This window comes from Bradyrhizobium sp. URHA0013 (genome assembly GCF_000518345.1).
Taxonomy (GTDB): Bacteria; Pseudomonadota; Alphaproteobacteria; order Rhizobiales; family Xanthobacteraceae; genus Bradyrhizobium.
On the sequence record NZ_JADK01000006.1, the window covers coordinates 49,509 to 67,535 of the forward strand.

Consider the following 18,027-nt stretch of genomic DNA (forward strand, 5'->3'; position numbering starts at 1 on the left):
AGCACACACCAGGACTGCTGTCATGCCCCGCCAACATCAGCCGGACGAAGACAGGTTCCGGGCGATCCTGCCCGAGGATATCGCATGGCAGCCGTTTCCGGCATTCCCGCCGGGCGCGCGGCAGGCCGTCATGGTTGGCGACCCCAGTGAACCCGGGCCTTACGTAGTCCGGGTGAAAGTGCCCGGCGGCACCAGGCTGATGCCGCACAAGCATCCGGAGGACCGCATCTACACAGTCATGTCGGGTGTGTTCTACATCGGGCTCGGCGAAAGCTTTGATGGCGACAAAGTGAAGGCTTATCCGCCGGGCAGTGTTATCGTGCTGCCCGGCGAGACCTGGCATTTTCATTGGGCGAAGTCCGGCGAATACGTCACGCAGGTTTCAGCCATCGGCCCATTGGGCCTGGAGTATCACGACGATCATGATGACCCGCGCCTGCGTGCCATCGCAGAACAGCGGTAAGCATCTTAGCTAAACGGATGGAGCATCGAATGACAACGGAACGCGCAATTCTGGCCGGAGGCTGCTTCTGGGGCATGCAGGATTTGATCCGCAAGCAGCCGGGCGTGATCTCCACCCGTGTCGGCTACACCGGCGGCACGGTGAAGAATGCCACCTACCGCAATCATGAAGGTCATGCTGAAGCGATCGAGATCACCTTCGATCCCGCCAAGACCAGCTTCCGGACCATGCTGGAGTTCTTCTTCCAGATCCACGATCCGACCACGCTCAACCGCCAGGGCAATGATTTGGGCACGAGCTATCGCTCGGCGATCTTCTATACGAGCGACGAACAGAAGCGGATCGCAAAGGACACGATTGCAGACGTCGAGGCGTCCGGTCTCTGGCCTGGCAAGGTCGTGACCGAGGTCGCGCCCGCCGGCGAGTTCTGGGAAGCCGAGCCGGAGCATCAGGATTATCTCGAACGTTATCCGGACGGCTACACTTGCCACTTCCTCCGCCCCGACTGGAAGCTGCCGCGGCGCGGGGCTGCAGCGGCAGGCTAAAGCTGGTCGTCGTTATTGCCGGGGAGAGCCATGCTCGAAAACCGCGAGATCATCGCCGGGATCCGCAGAGCACATCGACCGCTTTTCGGGCCATCTCCCTCAGCTCGGAGCGGCGGGCGCCGGCACGGGCGCGAATGGCAATGGTGTGCATCGTGGCTGAAGCGAGAATGGCAAGCGCCGCCGGATCGGCGTCGCGCTTCAGCTCGCCCTTGTCCTGCGCGAGGCGGAAGCGGGCTTCGAAATCGGCATCTATCATGCGCAGTCCCGCCGCGACGCTGCTCCGGATCGCGGCATCTTCTGCGACTTCGGTCACCGCCGTCCCCACCACGAAGCAGCCGCGCGCGGCTCCCTTGCCGGAAAAATAGATCGACAGCGCCGCGTCATAGGCCAGCATCAGCGCTTCGTCCAAGGGATGGTCCCCGGCGAGAGCCTCACGCGTCGCGGCCAGGCTGATCTCCCAATAACGCGCGAGCGCCTCGAGATAGAGCGCATGCTTGTTGCCGAACACTGCGTAGAGGCTCGGCGGACTCATGCCGGTCGCCGCAGCGACCTTGTCCAGGGAGGTACCGGAATAGCCCGTCCTCCAGAACGTTTCCGTTGCCCGCTTCAAGGCCGTCTCTGCGTCGTAGGCCGGTGGCCGTCCCCGGCGGGCCGGGCTCGTTTCGCTCTTTTTCCGTGCCATGTCGTCAGAATCCCGGTTGCCACGTTCCACACATATATTTGTATGGACCGTTATAAAAATCAAGGTCGCGCCCTTGATCGCCACGTCGGAGTACAATATTTGTAACGATTGTTATTAAATGAGTTGAACCCGAGGATATTCCGATGCGTTTCGATTTTGCGCCAATCGCCGGCGGGCTTGGTGATCGCAACAGCTTCCGCCCGAGCGAGGCCGCCGCGCAATGGTTCGGGACAGGGCTCGGCAAGCGGCTGCGACGGCCGCTGATGCTCGCGCTGCCGATGGCGGTGGCCGTGGTCGGCGCCTTCATCTATCTGGCGCAGGAGCAATATGTCTCGACCGACGACGCATTCGTTCGCGCCGCCAAGGTGACCATCAATGCCCGGGTTTCCGGCCAGGCGGTCGAGATCGCCGTGCGTGACAATCAGCGCGTCCGGCGGGGCCAGGTGCTGTTTCGCATCGACCCGGAGCCTTATGAAATTGCCGTCGACGAGGCCGAGGCGCGCCTCGGAAGTGCGCGGCTCCAGATCGAATCCCTCAAGGCGACCCATCGTCAGCAGCTGGCGGAGCTGCAATCGGCCAAAGAATCTGCTGCCTTCGACGAGCGCGAGTTCGATCGCAAGAAGATGCTGGTTGCCTCCGACTTCACGCCGCGCGCGGTCTACGAGCGGGCCGAGACGGACATGAAGGTCGCTCGCCACCGCATGGTGTCGATCGAACAGCAGGTCGCCAATACAATCGTTGCCCTCAATGGCGATGCCGACATCGACATCGATCGCCATCCGACCGTTCGCGCGGCCAGGGCACAGCTCGACCGTGCGCGGCTCGATCTCTCCTATGCCACCGTGACGGCGCCCGAGGACGGCATCGTGACCAAGGTGGACGATCTCCAGATCGGCGGCTTCGTCAATGCCGGGGCACCGACGTTCTCGCTGCTGTCGAGCCGGCACGTCTGGGTCGAGGCGAATTTTCGCGAGACCGGTCTCAATCATATGCGTCCAGGGCAGGAGGCGACGATCGACGTCGATGCCTATCCGGATCGCAAGTTCAGGGCGCATATCGTCAGCATGAGTCCCGGCACCGGATCGGACTTCTCGCTCCTGCCGCCCGAGAATGCGACGGGAAACTGGGTCAAGGTCGTCCAGCGATTGGCGGTGCGCCTGGAACTCGACGATCTCGATCCAAGCCGGCCGCTGTTCTCGGGCATCAGCGTGACGGCGCGGGTTGATACCGGCCATCGCCGCAGCTGGGCACATCTGCTCCAACCCGCGCGCGCAACGGAGGGAAAATGAGTACGCCCCTTCCATCGACCACGGCGCCCGGTGGTCGTCACGCGATCGCCGCGGCCGCCCTCATGGCGACCTACATGCAGGCCGTCAACATTTCGATACCGAACGCGGCGCTACCTCATATTCAGGCGACGCTCTCGATGGCCAATGACGAGGTCGGCTGGGTGTTTTCCTCTTATATCGCTGCGAGCGCCGTGACAATGTCGATCACGCAATGGCTGGCGGGACGCTACGGCCGGAAAGTGGTCTATCAGGCCGCCGTCACGATTTTCGTGTTGGGTCTCGCCCTCGATACACTGGCGACGACCTCGATCCAGTTCGTGCTGGCGCGAATCCTCCAGGGCGCGGCGAGCGGACCGCTGGCGCCGCTCTCGCTGGCGATCCTGCTCGAGGCGACATCGCCGGTGCGACATGCGCGCATGAGCCTGGCGTGGACCGTCTGCTCCCTGCTCGGCATCAGCAGCGGCCCAGCCATTGGCGGTTGGCTCAGTGAATATTACGGCTGGCCCGCGATCTTCTATTTCAGCCTGCCGATGACGGGCTTCATTTTCCTGACGATGGCTCAGCTGCTCGGCGAGAAGCGGGCCGAGCGGAGCCAGCCCTTCGACTTCTTCGGCCTGACGACGTTCTCCGTCGGCGTGATCGGGTTGCAGATGTTGCTCGACCGCGGGGAGCGCCTCGAATGGTTTGCCTCGACGGAAATCTGGATCGAGGCGGGCGCCTCCGTGCTCGGCTTCTATCTCTTCATCGTGCACGTCATGACGACAAAGGAGCACTTTCTCCGCACGGCGCTGTTCAGGGACCGCAATCTCGTGCTCTCGACGGTCATCTCCTTCGCGCTTGGCTTCGTGCTGCTGCCGACCCTGGCCCTGACGTCCCCGATGCTGGAGGAATTGCTCAACTACCCCGTCGACACCACCGGATACATGACTGTTCCGCGCGGCGTCGCACTGGTGGGAGCGCTGGTGCTGACGAGCCTGGTCCCCGCGCAGATCGACTACCGGCCGTTCCTCGTGGGTGGAATGACGCTGGTGGTCTATGCCAACTGGCTGATGCTAGGCTATTCGCCGGCGATGAATTGGCGGCCGGTGGTCGAGGCCGGCCTGCTCCAGGGAGCGGGTCTCGGCATGTTGCTGCCCGCGCTCGCCAGGGCCGCGTTCGGTACGCTCGACCCGAAGCTCCGCCCGGAAGGCAGCGCGTTGATCAATCTGTCACGCCTCTATGGCAGCACCATTGGCATCGCGGTCGTCCAGCTCTTCTTCTACGCCAACACGCAGGCTGTGCACGCCGCACTCGCAAAGAATCTCACGCCCTATCGTGTCGCCGCTTATGTCGGGGGTTCGGTCGGCAAGCCGGGCCTTGCGGCCCTCAACGGCATGGTCACGCGTCAGGCGGCGACCGTCGCGGTCATCGACCAGTTCGAGATCCTGATGTTCGCCATGCTCGTCGTGATTCCGCTCGTGTTTTTTCTCCGTAAGCCGCGGCCTACCGGTTAACGCCTGGAGCCGTGGAACGACATCGCATCGTCAATTCCGAATACCTCGTCCCTCACTTTTGAGGGAGCCGTGGACAAGCAAAGGAGCATCAGCATGACTTCGTCAGATACGCTTCGTTATACGAGAATTCCAACTCATCAATCCGGAACGATTCCCGCGGTGGGATTTGGCACGCTGATTCCGGATCCGCTCGTGACCAGGCGGGCCACCAAGGCTGCGTTGGAGGCCGGATTTCGACATCTTGATTGCGCGGAGCGCTATCGCAACGAGGAAGCGGTCGGCGACGCGCTGCAGGAGACCTTCAAGGCGGGGACGCTTCAGCGCAAGGACCTGTTCGTTACGACGAAGCTATGGAACACCAATCATCGGCCGGAACGGGTCAGGCCTGCCTTCGACGCCAGTCGCCGACGGCTGCAGCTCGACGAGATCGATTGCTACATCATCCATACGCCCTTTGCCTTTCAACCCGGCGACGAGCAGGACCCGAGGGATGAGCACGGTCGGGTCATCTATGATTCTGGGGTTACGCTGGCCGAAACGTGGGGGGCGCTGGAACGCCTTGTCGACGAGGGGCACTGCAAGTCGATCGGCCTGTCGGACATCACCCTGGACAAGCTGCGCGAGATCGTTTCGGTCGCGCGGATCAGGCCCGCCATGGTGCAAGTCGAATCGCATCCGTATCTCCCCGAATGGGACCTGCTCGACTTCTGTCGAGAGCACGGAATTGTGCTGCAGGCGTTTGCAGCGCTGGGACACGCGATGAAGCCGAACGTCCTGGCTGATCCGGTGATCACTGCCATCGCGGAGCGTTTGCACAAGACACCGGCTCAAATTGCGCTGGCGTGGGCCGTCCAGCGCGGCACCGCTTTCCTGACGACTTCGACCAATCCCCGGCGCATCCAGGAAAACTTCGATATTTCAGCCTTGCCCGAAGACGCCATGCGAGAGATGAGGGACCAGATCACGACAAACATCAGGTTCAACACGGTCGTCGAGACCGGCGTGCCCGGATTCATCCCGCGGGCTGGATGAATCAGTGCCGGTCAGCCGACTCGTCAAGCCCGGAGCTGCTCGATCAAATCGTGGGCGCTGCGGATCTCGGCGATGCCGGCGCCCTCTTTGAAAGGCCCGCATGCGCGTTCCAGAATTGCCAAGGCTTCCGTGGTCTGGCCAGCCCCAATCATGAACCGCGCCAGGCTGACCGCGCTTCGCAGCTCCCAGAAGCGCGCGCCTTGCTGGACGGCAATGTCCGTGGCCTCGCGAAAGTGCGCCTCGGCGTCTTCCGAATGCCGAGTGCTCCTGAGCATCAACTCTCCCTTGATGCGGATCAGCTCCGGCAGATACCAGAGCTCCTGCCGGTCGTTGCAGCGGGTCAGGACATCCTCGATCACGTCGAGCCCACGATCGACCTGGTCGGCCTCTCCGGAACACGCGGCGAGCTCGCCGAGCAGGGGCAGAAAGCGCGGCAGGAAGCGCGCATCGCCGGCGCGGTTGAGCTCCTCGCGCAGCAGCGGCAACCCGATCGTGACGTCGCCGCGCTTGACCATGACCGCGGCATTGAAGGCCCGCGCCCACAGGCCCCACAGCCGGATCGCGTGGCGCTCGGTGTGTTCGAGCAGCTCGGCGCCGTGACGCTCCGCAGCGTCGAAATCGCCGGACCAGAAGGCGATCGGGCAGGCGGCTTGTCCAAGCACGCTGCAGAAGGTCAGCGCGTGGCCGTTGGCCCGGCCTTCCTCGATGTTTCTGGCGGTAAGGGCCTGAGCCTGATCGGCCAGGCCCTGAAGCCACAGGATGCGAGCCCGAAAATATTGCGTCGAGATTCTCAGATCGAGCGGAAAGATTTTCGGTTTCTCCGCCAACACATGCAGCGATGCATTGACCCGCTCGATGCGCAGCCGAGCCTCGTTCTGATCCCCGAGATAGTGCAGCGCCACGGCCATCAGCCGGTCACTCAGCATGACATCGGTCTTGTCGGGCGAGTTCGCGGCCGCGTTCGCAAAGCGATCGGCGAGCGCACGGGCCTTGCCGAACTGTCCGTTGTTGAACTGGTCGATGCACAAGCCCCAGAGCGCGCGCAGCCGGAAATCCTTGTCGTCGAGCCTGTCAGCAAGCTCAAGGGTCGTCTCGAGGATCGGCCGCGCCTCGCGCGCGCGGCCCTCGCCATACATCAGCGACCAGCCGAGCGCCGACAGGAGCTGCATGCGGATGCGGTTATCGTCGGCGGTGTCTCCGAGCGCCGCGAGCGCCGTTCTGCTGCGCTCACGGCACTCCGCGAACAGCGAAAGACGCACCCACAGCGTGACCGCGGCCGCCGTCAGCGCGATACCGAGTCTCGGCTCGCCGTCGGGGCCGAAGGCCCAGTCCAACGCCGCACGCACATTGTCCAGCTCCGCGCCATAGATGCTCAGCCATTCGGGCAGCGGCGTCGAAATATCCGCCTCCGCGCGCTGGAATAAATCGCGAAAATGCTCGGCATGACGCCGCGCGAACTGCCTGGCTTCGCCGAGCTCGTTGAGTTTTCCGTATGCATAGGTGCGCGTGGTGTCGAGCAGCCGGTAGCGCAGCGTGCGCGAGCCGGACGGCGAAATAAGCGACTTGGTCACCAGGCTGTCGATTGCTTCGAGAGTCTCGGATGCATTGAGTCCGTCACCGGACGCGACCGCGGCAGCCGCCTCCGGCGCGAAAGGCCCGGCAAAGACCGACAGGCGTCGCAGCGTGGCGCTCTCCACGGGAGGCAGAAGGTCGTAGCTCCAGTCGAGAGCCGCAGCGAGCGTCTGGTGCCGCGGCACGGCGGTACGCCGGCCCCGCCATTGCAGCGAAAAGCGGCTGTCGAGCAGGGATGCCGTGCCGGCGATGCCGTAAGCATTGACGCGGCCCGCCGCGAGCTCGATCGCCAGCGCGATGCCGTCGAGGCGCCGGCAGATGCTCGCGACGAGGGGCGCCTCCTCTGCACTGAGTTGGAACGGGCCCGAGCTCTGCGCAATGCGGTCCACAAAGAGTTGAGCCGCGGGATAGGCAAGGACCTCGTCGACAGCAAGCCCTTCGCGCTCGGGCGGACAATCCAGCGGGAACAGCCGGAAAATCCGCTCGCCTTCGCTGCGGAACGATTCGCGGCTGGTTGCGAGAACACGAAGCTGCGGTGCCTCGCGAACGATGTGCTCGACCAGCGGCGCCAATTGATCCAACACATGTTCGCAACTGTCGAAGATCAGCAGGGCCGGGCCGGTCTTCAGAAACGTCAGCAGAGCCGGCGTCGGATCCTCCGCGCTGATGGTCAGTCCGAGCGCCGAAGCAATGGTGGTCGCGATGTGGCTGGCATCCCTCAGCGGACCGAAATCGACGAAGAAGACTCGCCCGTCGAAATCCTGGGAACGGCGATGCCCGACGGTGACGGCGACCGAGGTCTTGCCGATGCCGCCCGGGCCGACGACGGTCATGAAGCGATAGAGCGAAAGTCCGTTCGAGATCTTCTCGATGACATCTTCCCGGCCGACCATCCTTGTGAGCTGAGCGGGCAGGGAGCGGGGAGGGGCGGTTTCGGCCGGGAGCGGGGCGGCCGGCAGAGCTGCTTGAACGAACGAGGCGACAAAACAATAGCCTCGGCCCGGCACGTTGACGACGTAACGGGCCGACTTGCCGGTGTCGCCGAGCGCCTTGCGCAGCGCCGCGACGTGGAAGCGCAGGCTGCCCTCGTCGACATTGACGCCGGCCCAGATGCGCTTGACCAGCTCTCTCTTGTCGACGACTTCTCCGGGGCGTCCGGCAAGGAAGATGAGAATGTCGAGCGCGCGGCCGCCGACATGAAGCGGCGAGCCCTCCTTCTCCAAGAGCCGGGACTTCGGAAACAGTCGAAATGGCCCAAAGGAAATGGCCGAGTCTTCGCTACGATCTGGCACGCGCCATCGCCCCCTCGAAGGGAGTCAAAAGGTATTACTTTTTGGTCTACCAGAACGAGGCGTACAGTAAACTGGCCGAAAGCAGTGGGCAGGGCTGGCAGCCCTGCGTGGACGGCTTGGGTCGGCTCGCTCGCGAAATTATGCTTGGAAAGTAAAGAGTTAGGCCGACGTGACAATGCGATAACACCGGGGTTCGTCCGGATGGAGCATTGACTGTGGTGCCGGATTGCTGCGATGGCATGGTCCGGGAGCCGGTCCCGCCACCACATTGACTGCCGACTTCCGGAATTTCCAGCATGGCCTCTTTCACGCGGCGACAATTCGTGCACGCGTTGACAAGCGCGGCGGCGCTCGCCGCGCTTCCCCGAAGCGGACAAGCCGCCGACTATCCGTCTCGTCCCATTCGCCTGGTGATTCCCTACGGAGCCGGCGGATCGGGCGACCAGATCGCGCGCCCCTGGGTGGACAGGATGCCGTCGCTGCTGGGGCCGACCTTCGTCGAATATATCGGCGGCGCGGGCGGCGCCATCGGGACCGCGGCGGTCGCGCGCGAGGAGCCCGACGGCTATTCGCTGCTGCTCGGCAACGGCAGCACGCAGGTCATCATTCCCATGACGTCGGCGAATCCCGGATATTCCGTCGGCGATTTCCGCGCCATCTACCGCCTGATCAACAGCGCGCTGGTTTTTGCCATCAATCCTTCGGTGCCCGCCGCAAACCTGCGCGAATTGATCACCTATGCGAAAGCCAATCCGGGAAAGCTGTCCTATGGCACGCCGGGGATCGCCACCGGAAACCATCTGGTCGGCGAGTCCTTCAAGCAGCAGGCCGGTGCGCTGGACATCGTCCACGTGCCCTATCGGGGCATCGCGCAGGCGACCAACGATCTCGTCAGCGGCCAGATATCGCTCGTCATTGCCGTCATGTCCGTTCAATTGCAGCAGTTGGCTCAAGCGGGGAAAGTCAGACTGCTGGCGGTCACCACCGAAACGCGGCTGAGCGGCGCGCCCGAGATCCCGACCGCCGTCGAATCCGGCATGCCCGGCATCCGGTATGAGGGCTGGTTCGGTCTGTTCGCACCCAAGGACACCGGCGATGCGATCATCGACCGGATCGCGCAGGCGACGCGGCTCGCCATGGCCGATTCGGCGCTTCTGGCGAGCTATCGCGCCCAGGGCATGGAGCCGGACAACGATTCAAGCCCGGACAAATTCCAGCGCATCGTCGAGGCCACATCCGCAAGCCTCGCGCCCCTGATCAAATCGATCGGGCTGAGCAATTTGTGAGGCCGCTCAGCCGTCGGCGCGCGTAACAATGCGCGCCGTCAGCGTGACGAGGCCCATCAGCGCGGCCAGGAGCCAGAACGCGACCGGCAATCCGCCAAGACGTGCGACGAAGCCGACACCGGCGGGGCCGACGAGAACGCCGGCGTAGCCGGCGGTCGTGATCGCGGCGACGGCGAGCCCCGTGGGCATCACCGTCTGTCTCGCCGCCCGGCGGAACAGCACCGGCACGAGGTTCGATGCGCCGAGGCCGATGAGCAGGAAGCCGGCCACAGCCACCGCCACGACGGGAGCCGTGAGCAGGACCACGAAACCCGCGATCGCAATCAGGCTGCCCCAGAACAATGTGGTGCGGTCTCCGATGCGCGCGACGACGGCGTCGCCGCCGAGCCGCCCGATCGTCATCGCGACCGAGAACACGATATAGCCAATCCCGCCTTGCGCTTCGGAGACGAGGCCCGCGCCGATGACGAGCAACGCGCCCCAATCGAGCATCGCGCCTTCGACCAGGAAGGTGATGGCGCAAAGCAGTGCGAGCAGGAGCACGGCGCCATGCGGCAGCACGAACAGCGGTCCCTCCTGCACCTGCACGGAGCGAAGCAGCCGCGGCCAGGCCACCAGCATCGCGATCAGCATCAGGACGGAGCAGATCAGCGTGCAAGCGAGCGCGCCGAGTTGCAGCGAGAGCAGTGCGGTCATGAGTGCGGCCCCGGCGAAGCCGCCGATGCTGAACAGCGCGTGGAAGCCGGACATCAGCGGACGTCCCGCGGCGCGCTCCACCTCCACCGCGTGGATGTTCATGGCGACGTCGATGGAACCGAGCGCGGCGCCGAATGCGAGAAGTGCCAGCGCCAGCGTCGCCGGCGAGCTCGCGATTGTCAGCAGAGGCAGGACCAAGGCAAGACCGAGCCCGCCCGCAATGATGATCGGCTTGCTGCCATAGCGCGCGCTCAGCACGCCGGTCAGAACCATCGCGATGACCGAGCCGATGCCAAGGCTGAGCAGGAGCAGTCCGAGGATGCCGTCGTCGACGGCGAGCCGCGCCCTCGCGAACGGCACCAGCGGTGCCCAGCACGCGATGCCGAAGCCCGCGACGAGGAAGGCAAGCCTGGTCGCAAGGCGTGTCGCCGGCTTGTCGGCAGAAGACATGGGAACTCCGGGGAGAGGAATTAGGGCGGGGGCGATCGACAAGCCTCGCAATTGTTGCGTCTTTATGTCCGCGGCGGACTCGAATTTGTCGCAGGCGGCCCTGGGCGGACGGAACGCCAGTGCGAACAAAGGAGTGAGGCTTCGTAGCCCGGATGGAGCGCAGCGCAATCCGGAGCCGCTTGCGCGCATTCGGCACCGTCCCGGATTACGCTTGCGCTCCATCCGGGCTACACGACCGCCTCTGTGTCGCCCTCCTGTCAATCCCACCGCGCAAAAATATTCCACTTTACCGAAATTCGGTTTTGGCGTATGTGTCGCCCATCCCGGCTCATCCTTGAGGGGCGATCTTGTGGTCGTCATGTTCGCGAGCCGGGCTTGCGGTGGACGCGGCAGCGTTCGGGTACGAGAGGCCAAGGGCAGGGCGGATTGCTCTCCGTGAGCCCGAGGCTTCGTTCCGACGAGCGGCGCTGCTAGGCTTCGTCTCGTCTGTAAGTTTCCGGCTTTGTCGACAGGGCTGGGAAAACTGCGGCGAAATGGCGGGCCGTGCGTACGGCAAAACCGTGTGGTCCTGGCCGTCGTTGCTACGGTCAAGCTCTGGCGAATGCGGCATCTGCGTCAACCGGCGTGGTGTCGGTGAATTTCGTTGGGGTGAGGGAGGCCAAAAGGAACTCGGCTCCCGGGAGAGCACGGCATAAGCCGTCCAACCATCGCGCAGGGAAGGCCGAGTGATTGGCTACACCTGTATGCTGCTGTGCGGTTTTCCTGCGTGTGCTTTTCGCGCAGCGGACCGCGGGTGCCAGCCGGCACCCGGCCTTCCCTGCGCCCTCTTGGACAAGAGGGTGAAGCGACGAAGCAAAGCTCGGGCGAAACGCGCCGAGAACGCGAAGGCATGTCTACAATTAAAATGCGAGCTGGAAGAGTGCCGCTGCCGCCTCATGCTCCGTCATTGCGAGCGCAGCGAAGCAATCCAGTCTGCCGCCGCGAAGGGATTCTGGATTGCTTCCGCCTTCGCTAAAGCTTCGGCGGACAAGTCGCGGCGCTCGCCATGACGATGTGGAGAGAGTGTGCGCCACACTCCGTTCTCGTGCCGGACGCAGCGCAGCGTCTCTTCGACGGTGCGTTGCAGCGCTTCCGGGACACGAGAGTGGGGCGGCGTTCTAGCCGCTAAGTATCCTCCGGCAAGCTTCGACGAACACCTGGGCGCCGGTGACGATGTCGACGTCGGCGGTGTTCTCGGTCCAGTGATGGCTGATGCCGCCGATCGACGGTACGAACAGCATGCCCGCGGGCATGATTGTCGCCAGCATCTGCGCATCATGGCCGGCACCGCTGGGCATGCGAATGGATCGTCCGCCGGCCAGAGTCTTGCTCGCGGCTTCGATCGCGTCCTGGATGTCTGCCTTCATCATGGCCGGCGCGCCGGTGCGCAGTTTTTCCACGGTGACGGTGCAGGGACCCTTCGCACTGGCCTCGTCCGCCATGCTCCGCAGCAGCTCTTCCAACCGGGCGATGACGGAAGGATCGTCGTCGCGGATCTGGAACAGCATTTCGGCGCCACCCGGAATGATGCTCGGCGCGCCCGGATCGAGCGTGATGCGGCCGGTGGTCCAGACCGTGCGCGGACCGCAGCTCTCGGGAAAACGCTCGTCGATGGCGACGCAGAACTTTGCCAGCGCCAGCCCGGCATCCTTCCGTGCAGCCATGCGGGTGGTGCCGGCGTGATTCTGCTCACCGACGAAATTGATCTGGTATTGCCAGATGCCGACGATGGAGGTGACGACGCCGACCGCAAGGCGACCGCTTTCGAGCGTGTCGCCCTGCTCGATATGGGCTTCCAGATATCCGACGTGCCGGCCCGGCTCGGCGGTGATGCGCGGTCGTCCTGCGAGCCCCATGTCGGCGAGTGCGTCCCGCATGGTGCGGCCGCTGGTCCGGTCGCGTGCGGCATCAATGTCGGCCTCGCTCACTTGCCCGACATAGGAGCGCGAACCGAGGAAGTGCCCAAAGTGTCCTTCCTCGTCGCACCAGGCGGCAATCTCGACCGCGCCTTCGAGCGAGGGATCGGCATTGAGCACGCGCGCCGCTTCGAGCGCGTAGACGACACCGAGCGGGCCGTCGAGCCAGCCGGCGTAGTTCTGGCTTTCGAGATGCGATCCCGCGAGCAGCTTGGGTCCCGCCTTTGCGCTGGTGCCGAAGACATTGCCGATGCCGTCGATCGCGGCGGAGAGGCCCGCGTCGGGCAGCTTCCGCACCAGCCAATCCAGCGAAAGCTTGTGCGGTTCGGAGAAGGTCGGTTTGTGCACGCCGGTCTTGTAGGCGCCGATGGCACGGAGCGCATTGAGATCGGCGAGAACGCGCTCGCCGTTTGCGCGTGAAAAGGTGTCAGGCATGTTCGGCAACCTTCAACGCCTCGGTGCGGATCTCCTCGACCAGCCGTTCCTTCAACTGGACGAATTCGGGCGTGGTCTTGATCTTGTAGGAGCGCGGATGCGGCAGGTCCACGTTGATCTCGGCTTTGATGCGGCCGGGACGTGCGCTCATGACGATGACGCGGCTGCCGAGGAAGATCGCTTCCTCGATGTCGTGGGTCACGAACAGCACGGTCTTCTGGTCGCGCTCCCAGATGCCGAGCAGCATTTCCTGCATCAGGGCGCGTGTCTGGTTGTCGAGCGCGCCGAAGGGCTCATCGAGCAGCAGGATCTTGGGATCATTGGCGAGCGCGCGCGCGATCGCGGTGCGCTGCTGCATGCCGCCGGAGAGCTGTTTCGGCCAATGGTTCTCGAAGCCGGACAGGCCGACCTGGCGGATGAAGGCGTCGGCGATCTTGTTTCGCTCCGCCTCGGATACGCCACGCTCGCGCAGGCCGAAGGCGATGTTCTCGCGTACCGTCAGCCAGGGAAACAACGTGTAGGACTGGAACACCATGCCGCGATCGGCGCCCGGGCCAGTCACCACGCGTCCATCGAGCACCACGCGTCCGCCGGTCGGGCGATCGAGGCCGGCGACGATGCGAAGCAGCGTGGACTTGCCGCAGCCGGAAGGGCCGAGGATGGTGACGAAGTCGTTGTTGCCGATCACAAGATCGGTCGGCTCCAGCGCCCTGGTCGGGGCGTTGCCGTGGCGCGCGGGAAAGGTTCGCGAGACCTGTTCGATCTTGAGGATCGTCATGCGAGCCTCCAGGGAAACAGCCAAGCGTTGAACGCCTTGAACAGGAAGTCCGAGACCAGGCCGATCAGCCCGATCACGATGATGCCGAAGATGATCTGGCCGGTGTTGAGCAGCGCCTGGCTGTCGGTGATCATGTGGCCGATGCCGGAGGAGGAGCCGATCAGTTCAGCGACGATGACATAGGTCCAAGCCCAGCCCAGCACCAGCCGCAGGATCTCGGCGATCTCAGGCGCGGAGGAGGGCAACAGGACGCGGCGGATGATGCCGCGGTCGCTGGCCCCCAGTGTATAGGCCGCCTCGACCAGGTCGCGCCGCGTCGTGCCGACGGTGACCGCGATCATCAGGATGATCTGGAACACCGAGCCGATGAAGATGACGAGCAGCTTCTGCAGCTCGCCGATGCCGGCCCACAGGATCAGGAGGGGAATGAAGGCGGAGGCTGGCAGATAGCGCGCAAAGGAGACGAACGGTTCGAGGAACGCCTCGACCGGCTTGTACGCGCCCATCAGCACGCCGAACGGCACCGCGATGAGTGCGGCCAGCACGAAGCCGCCGACGACGCGCAAGATCGTCATGCCGATGTCGAACAGGAAGCCCTGTTTGATGATCAGATCGACGCCTTCCTGCACCATGGTGAGCGGGTTGGCGAGGAACACCTTCGACACGTGGCCGCCGAAGGTCGCCCAGGACCAAAGGGCAACGAACACTACGAAGAACGCAAGGCCGTAAGCCACGCGCTGCCTTGACGTCACGGGATCGAGGGGACGCATCAAACTGTCTATCCGAGCGGTGAACAAGTTTACCGGCCCCGCCGCGAGACGGGGCCGGCGGCTGCTAGGAGATTTACTTGATGTAGCTGGCGTCGAAGAGATCCTCGACCTTCGGCGCGGCCTTGATGATGCCGATCTCGAGCAGGAGGTCGGCGGCCTCCTTGTTGAAGGTCAGGAAGTCGCCGGCGAAGAATTTCTGGTTCGCGGCCTTGTCCTGCCAGCGCAGATACTTCGCCGAGTTGCCGAACGCCTCGCCGGTCTGCTTCACGTCGGCACCCATGATCTCGTAGGCCTTGGCATGGTCCTTGGCGATCATGTCGAGGGCCTCGAAATAGCTGTCGGCGAGCGCCTTGGCGGCCTTCGGGTTCTCGGTGAGGAATTTCGGCGTGCAGCCGAACGTGTCCATGACCATCGGATAGTCGAGCGTGGTCGCGATGATCTTGCCCTTGTCGGGGGCGGCACGAACCGTCGACAGATACGGCTCATAGGTCATCGCGGCATCGTTCTGGCCGGAGACGAAGGCCTGCGCGGCCGCGGCCGGCTCGAGGTTGACGACGGTGACGTCCTTCACCGACAAGCCGTTCTTCTTCAGCATCCAGGCCAGCGCGAAATAGGGCGAGGTGCCGGGCGCGGAAGCCGCAACCGTCTTGCCCTTCAGATCCTTGATCGCGGCGAGCTCGTTGCGCACGGCCATGCCGTCGGCGCCGTAGCTCTTGTCGAGCTGGAAGATCTGCTTGGTCGCGACGCCGTTGGCGTTCCAGGAGATCCAGGTCTCCACGGTCGTTGCCGCGCACTGGACGTCGCCGGAGGCGATTGCGAGATGGCGATCCTTCTGCGGAATCTTCTTGATGGTGACGTCGAGGCCGTTCTTCTTGAAGATGCCGGCTTCCTTCGCCAGCGTCAACGGCGCGAAGCCGGTCCATCCGGAGATGCCGACGCCGACCTTGACGTCGTCGGCGAGCGCCGGCGTGGAAGCTGTGAGGGCAATGATTGTCGCAAATACTTTCGAACTACGCATGATTGTCGTCCTCTTGCCGATCGATGGATTGACGTCCTGTTGATCTCGGTCGGTCCTCATGGACCGTTGCCCGAAGCGTTGCACGATTTGTGCCGACACGTCCTCTCAGCCTCCCTTGAATCGGGCGACAAGGCGGTGAGAGTCACCGGGATAGAGCAGCCGCACCGCGGTAATCGTGCGCGCGCTGCGCCAGGTATAGCGGTCGATCACGAGGCAGGGTGCGCCGACGGCGATGTCGAGCGCCTCCGCCGTGCGATCGTCCGCGACGATAGCGCTGATCGTATGCTCGGCCTCTGTCCATGGAACATGGTGAAGCAGCCACGAGCCGGGTGGCTCACGCGAAAAATCCGCGGTCGCTGCATCCGGCACCGACGCGAGATCGATCAACCTGTCCTCGACGGCGAAAGGTACGTCGTCGGCGCTGTGGCGGCAGGTGATCGCGACCACCCTGCCGGCCTTCTTGACACCGAGGCGGTCACGGTCGGCCGCGGTCGCGGCGCGGAGCTTGCGACCGATCAGCTCGTAACCGTAAGCGCGCCCGAGCGCGGTGATCTCGGCGCGCATGTCGGCGATCTTGAGCACGGCAGACTGATGTTGCGGCCGGCGGACGAAGGAGCCGGCACGTCGCCGTCGCTCGATCAGGTCGGCTTGCGCGAGCTCCGACAGCGCCTTGTTCACGGTCATGCGCGAGCAGCCGTAACGCGCCACCAGCTCGTGCTCGAACGGGATGCGATGCCCGGGCGGCCACTCGCCTGTCAGAATGCGCTTCTCGATATCAGCGCGAATCCGTTTGTAGAGCGTCGGCTGGTCCGGTGTATCAGTGGCGAGACTCATGCAACGAGCCTCCGCACCGATGTGTTGAAGTGTTCGCGCGCGGCCTGGCGCAGTCTGTGCCGGCCGCCCTCGACGACCTTGTCGCCGCCGGCCCAAACGCAATCGATCGCACCGCTGCCCGCGGCAAAGATCCAGCCGTCGATGACGGCGTCGCGCGCGCGCCCCGCCAGCGAGGGATGCGTGGTGTCGAGCGTGACGATGTCGGCGCGCGCACCGGGTGTGAGACCGACTGACATCTGTGCCAGTGCCCGCGCGCCGCCTGCAAGCGCATGATCGAACAGCGTGCGTCCCGTCGAGCGCCCCGCGCCGGGGGAGAGCACGTTGCGCTCGCGGTGCTTGAGCCGTTGGCCATATTCCAACTGGCGCAGCTCGTCGGCGACGCCGACCAGCACGTTGGAATCCGTGCCGATGCCAAAGGCACCGCCGGCACCGACGAATTCGCGAGCCGGGAAAATGCCATCGCCAAGGCTCGCCTCGGTAACGGGGCAGAGGCCGGCGACCGCGCCGGCTTTGGCGAAGGCGCAGACTTCCTCGGCCGTGGTATGGGTGGCGTGAATGAGGCACCAGCGTTGATCGACGGGCGCGTGCTCCAGCAACCATTGCACCGGACGTCGTCCGGACCAGGCCAGGCAATCCTCGACTTCCTTCACCTGCTCGGCGGCATGAATATGGACCGGGCCGCCGTCCGCGAGCGGAAGGATTGCCGCAAGCTCGGCCGGCGTCACAGCGCGCAAACTGTGCGGCGCGACGCCGATGTTGGCACCCGGCAATGTTGCGAGCGCCTTGCGCGAGGCGCTCACCAGCGCGGCGAACTGATCAACCGTGCAGATGAAGCGGCGCTGGCCGGCATGCGGTGCTGCGCCGCCAAATGAGCCATGCGCATAAAAACTCGGCAGCAACGTCAGCGCAATACCCGAGGCTTCGGCGGCCTGCGCGATGCGTGCGGCCATTTCGCCGATGTCGGCGTATGGCGAGCCGTCGCGATCGTGATGCAGATAATGGAATTCGCCGACGCGGGTAAAACCCTGCTCCAACATCTCGACATAAAGCAGTGTCGCGACCGCTGCGACGTCGTCAGGCGTCATCGCCAGCGCAAAGCGATACATCGTCTCGCGCCAGGTCCAGAAAGTGTCGGTGCTATCGCCGCGCAGTTCTGCGAGACCCGCCATGCCGCGCTGGAAGGCGTGGCTGTGCAGGCTCGCAAGTCCCGGAAGCGCGATTTGGTGGCGTTCGTCGCCGGTGGCCGGGGCCACGCCCGGCGTCACCTCGGCGATCGCGCCGGCGGTGATCACCACCTGCACGTCATTGGCCCAGCCCGAAGGCAGGAGCGCGGAGGCGAAATGCAGTCGTGTCATGTTTCCATGCCGGCTGGACAGAACCGCGACACGATTATATGTCTAGACATATAAGTCAAGCATCCCACGCGAAGGGACAGTT

The 18,027-nt window shown here is 64.4% G+C and carries 15 protein-coding genes; 6 read left to right on the plus strand and 9 right to left on the minus strand.

What is annotated here, in order from left to right; genetic code table 11:
- Nucleotides 1-22 precede the first annotated feature (22 nt).
- The gene (locus N551_RS0107860; protein ID WP_035961161.1) at nucleotides 23-463 is read left to right on the plus strand and encodes a cupin domain-containing protein; all 441 of its coding nucleotides are present in this window, start codon (nucleotides 23-25) and stop codon (nucleotides 461-463) included.
- Between the two features lie 29 nt (nucleotides 464-492).
- Nucleotides 493-1,008 (plus strand): peptide-methionine (S)-S-oxide reductase MsrA, encoded by a 516-nt coding sequence (gene msrA / locus N551_RS0107865; protein WP_027566491.1) that lies wholly within the window; start codon nucleotides 493-495, stop codon nucleotides 1,006-1,008.
- Nucleotides 1,009-1,057: 49 nt separating this feature from the next.
- On the opposite strand, the gene N551_RS0107870 is transcribed toward msrA, so the two are convergent.
- The gene (locus tag N551_RS0107870) at nucleotides 1,058-1,690 is read right to left on the minus strand and encodes a TetR/AcrR family transcriptional regulator (protein ID WP_027566492.1); all 633 of its coding nucleotides are present in this window, start codon (nucleotides 1,688-1,690) and stop codon (nucleotides 1,058-1,060) included.
- A 143-nt stretch (nucleotides 1,691-1,833) separates the two neighbouring features.
- Between N551_RS0107870 and N551_RS0107875 the strand changes: the two genes are divergently transcribed.
- From N551_RS0107875 to N551_RS0107890, 3 genes are all read left to right on the plus strand, one after another.
- On the plus strand, nucleotides 1,834-2,979 hold the full coding sequence (locus tag N551_RS0107875) for an HlyD family secretion protein (RefSeq protein ID WP_027566493.1): 1,146 nt from the start codon (nucleotides 1,834-1,836) through the stop codon (nucleotides 2,977-2,979).
- Nucleotides 2,976-4,472 (plus strand): MDR family MFS transporter, encoded by a 1,497-nt coding sequence (locus tag N551_RS0107880; RefSeq protein WP_027566494.1) that lies wholly within the window; start codon nucleotides 2,976-2,978, stop codon nucleotides 4,470-4,472. Before N551_RS0107875 ends, N551_RS0107880 begins: the two co-directional genes overlap by 4 nt.
- Nucleotides 4,473-4,565: 93 nt before the next feature.
- The gene (locus tag N551_RS0107890) at nucleotides 4,566-5,504 is read left to right on the plus strand and encodes an aldo/keto reductase (protein WP_027566495.1); all 939 of its coding nucleotides are present in this window, start codon (nucleotides 4,566-4,568) and stop codon (nucleotides 5,502-5,504) included.
- 23 nt (nucleotides 5,505-5,527) lie between these two features.
- Here N551_RS0107890 and N551_RS0107895 read toward each other — a convergent pair whose 3' ends face one another.
- On the minus strand, nucleotides 5,528-8,368 hold the full coding sequence (locus N551_RS0107895; protein ID WP_027566496.1) for a winged helix-turn-helix domain-containing protein: 2,841 nt from the start codon (nucleotides 8,366-8,368) through the stop codon (nucleotides 5,528-5,530).
- Between the two features lie 296 nt (nucleotides 8,369-8,664).
- Here N551_RS0107895 and N551_RS0107900 point away from each other — a divergent pair, with 296 nt between their 5' ends.
- A complete protein-coding gene (locus N551_RS0107900; RefSeq protein WP_027566497.1) occupies nucleotides 8,665-9,654 on the plus strand; it encodes a tripartite tricarboxylate transporter substrate binding protein in 990 nt (329 codons plus the stop codon).
- Between the two features lie 6 nt (nucleotides 9,655-9,660).
- On the opposite strand, the gene N551_RS0107905 is transcribed toward N551_RS0107900, so the two are convergent.
- From N551_RS0107905 to N551_RS0107935, 7 genes are all read right to left on the minus strand, one after another.
- The gene (locus N551_RS0107905) at nucleotides 9,661-10,800 is read right to left on the minus strand and encodes an MFS transporter (RefSeq protein ID WP_027566498.1); all 1,140 of its coding nucleotides are present in this window, start codon (nucleotides 10,798-10,800) and stop codon (nucleotides 9,661-9,663) included.
- A gap of 1,157 nt (nucleotides 10,801-11,957) precedes the next feature.
- The gene (locus N551_RS0107910) at nucleotides 11,958-13,190 is read right to left on the minus strand and encodes a Zn-dependent hydrolase (RefSeq protein ID WP_027566499.1); all 1,233 of its coding nucleotides are present in this window, start codon (nucleotides 13,188-13,190) and stop codon (nucleotides 11,958-11,960) included.
- On the minus strand, nucleotides 13,183-13,968 hold the full coding sequence (locus tag N551_RS0107915) for an ABC transporter ATP-binding protein (RefSeq protein ID WP_027566500.1): 786 nt from the start codon (nucleotides 13,966-13,968) through the stop codon (nucleotides 13,183-13,185). Before N551_RS0107915 ends, N551_RS0107910 begins: the two co-directional genes overlap by 8 nt.
- Nucleotides 13,965-14,738 carry an ABC transporter permease gene (locus N551_RS0107920; protein ID WP_027566501.1) on the minus strand — a complete coding sequence of 258 codons (774 nt, stop codon included), beginning with the start codon at nucleotides 14,736-14,738 and terminating at the stop codon, nucleotides 13,965-13,967. The genes N551_RS0107915 and N551_RS0107920 overlap by 4 nt, the downstream gene beginning before the upstream one ends.
- 73 nt (nucleotides 14,739-14,811) lie before the next feature.
- The gene (locus N551_RS0107925; protein ID WP_027566502.1) at nucleotides 14,812-15,756 is read right to left on the minus strand and encodes an ABC transporter substrate-binding protein; all 945 of its coding nucleotides are present in this window, start codon (nucleotides 15,754-15,756) and stop codon (nucleotides 14,812-14,814) included.
- A gap of 105 nt (nucleotides 15,757-15,861) precedes the next feature.
- Nucleotides 15,862-16,590 (minus strand): histidine utilization repressor, encoded by a 729-nt coding sequence (gene hutC, locus N551_RS0107930; RefSeq protein WP_027566503.1) that lies wholly within the window; start codon nucleotides 16,588-16,590, stop codon nucleotides 15,862-15,864.
- Nucleotides 16,587-17,945 (minus strand): formimidoylglutamate deiminase, encoded by a 1,359-nt coding sequence (locus N551_RS0107935; protein WP_027566504.1) that lies wholly within the window; start codon nucleotides 17,943-17,945, stop codon nucleotides 16,587-16,589. The genes hutC and N551_RS0107935 overlap by 4 nt, the downstream gene beginning before the upstream one ends.
- Nucleotides 17,946-18,027: the final 82 nt, after the last annotated feature.

Excerpts from the sequence above, each read along its gene's own strand:
- N551_RS0107920 (WP_027566501.1), bottom strand. The coding sequence starts at position 14,738 with ATGCGTCCCCTCGATCCCGTGACGTCAAGGCAGCGCGTGGCTTACGGC.
- N551_RS0107915 (WP_027566500.1), bottom strand. The coding sequence starts at position 13,968 with ATGACGATCCTCAAGATCGAACAGGTCTCGCGAACCTTTCCCGCGCGC.
- N551_RS0107905 (WP_027566498.1), bottom strand. The coding sequence starts at position 10,800 with ATGTCTTCTGCCGACAAGCCGGCGACACGCCTTGCGACCAGGCTTGCC.
- N551_RS0107890 (WP_027566495.1), top strand. The coding sequence starts at position 4,566 with ATGACTTCGTCAGATACGCTTCGTTATACGAGAATTCCAACTCATCAA.
- N551_RS0107900 (WP_027566497.1), top strand. The coding sequence starts at position 8,665 with ATGGCCTCTTTCACGCGGCGACAATTCGTGCACGCGTTGACAAGCGCG.
- N551_RS0107925 (WP_027566502.1), bottom strand. The coding sequence starts at position 15,756 with ATGCGTAGTTCGAAAGTATTTGCGACAATCATTGCCCTCACAGCTTCC.
- N551_RS0107910 (WP_027566499.1), bottom strand. The coding sequence starts at position 13,190 with ATGCCTGACACCTTTTCACGCGCAAACGGCGAGCGCGTTCTCGCCGAT.
- msrA (WP_027566491.1), top strand. The coding sequence starts at position 493 with ATGACAACGGAACGCGCAATTCTGGCCGGAGGCTGCTTCTGGGGCATG.
- N551_RS0107870 (WP_027566492.1), bottom strand. The coding sequence starts at position 1,690 with ATGGCACGGAAAAAGAGCGAAACGAGCCCGGCCCGCCGGGGACGGCCA.
- N551_RS0107935 (WP_027566504.1), bottom strand. The coding sequence starts at position 17,945 with ATGACACGACTGCATTTCGCCTCCGCGCTCCTGCCTTCGGGCTGGGCC.
- N551_RS0107875 (WP_027566493.1), top strand. The coding sequence starts at position 1,834 with ATGCGTTTCGATTTTGCGCCAATCGCCGGCGGGCTTGGTGATCGCAAC.
- N551_RS0107880 (WP_027566494.1), top strand. The coding sequence starts at position 2,976 with ATGAGTACGCCCCTTCCATCGACCACGGCGCCCGGTGGTCGTCACGCG.
- N551_RS0107860 (WP_035961161.1), top strand. The coding sequence starts at position 23 with ATGCCCCGCCAACATCAGCCGGACGAAGACAGGTTCCGGGCGATCCTG.
- hutC (WP_027566503.1), bottom strand. The coding sequence starts at position 16,590 with ATGAGTCTCGCCACTGATACACCGGACCAGCCGACGCTCTACAAACGG.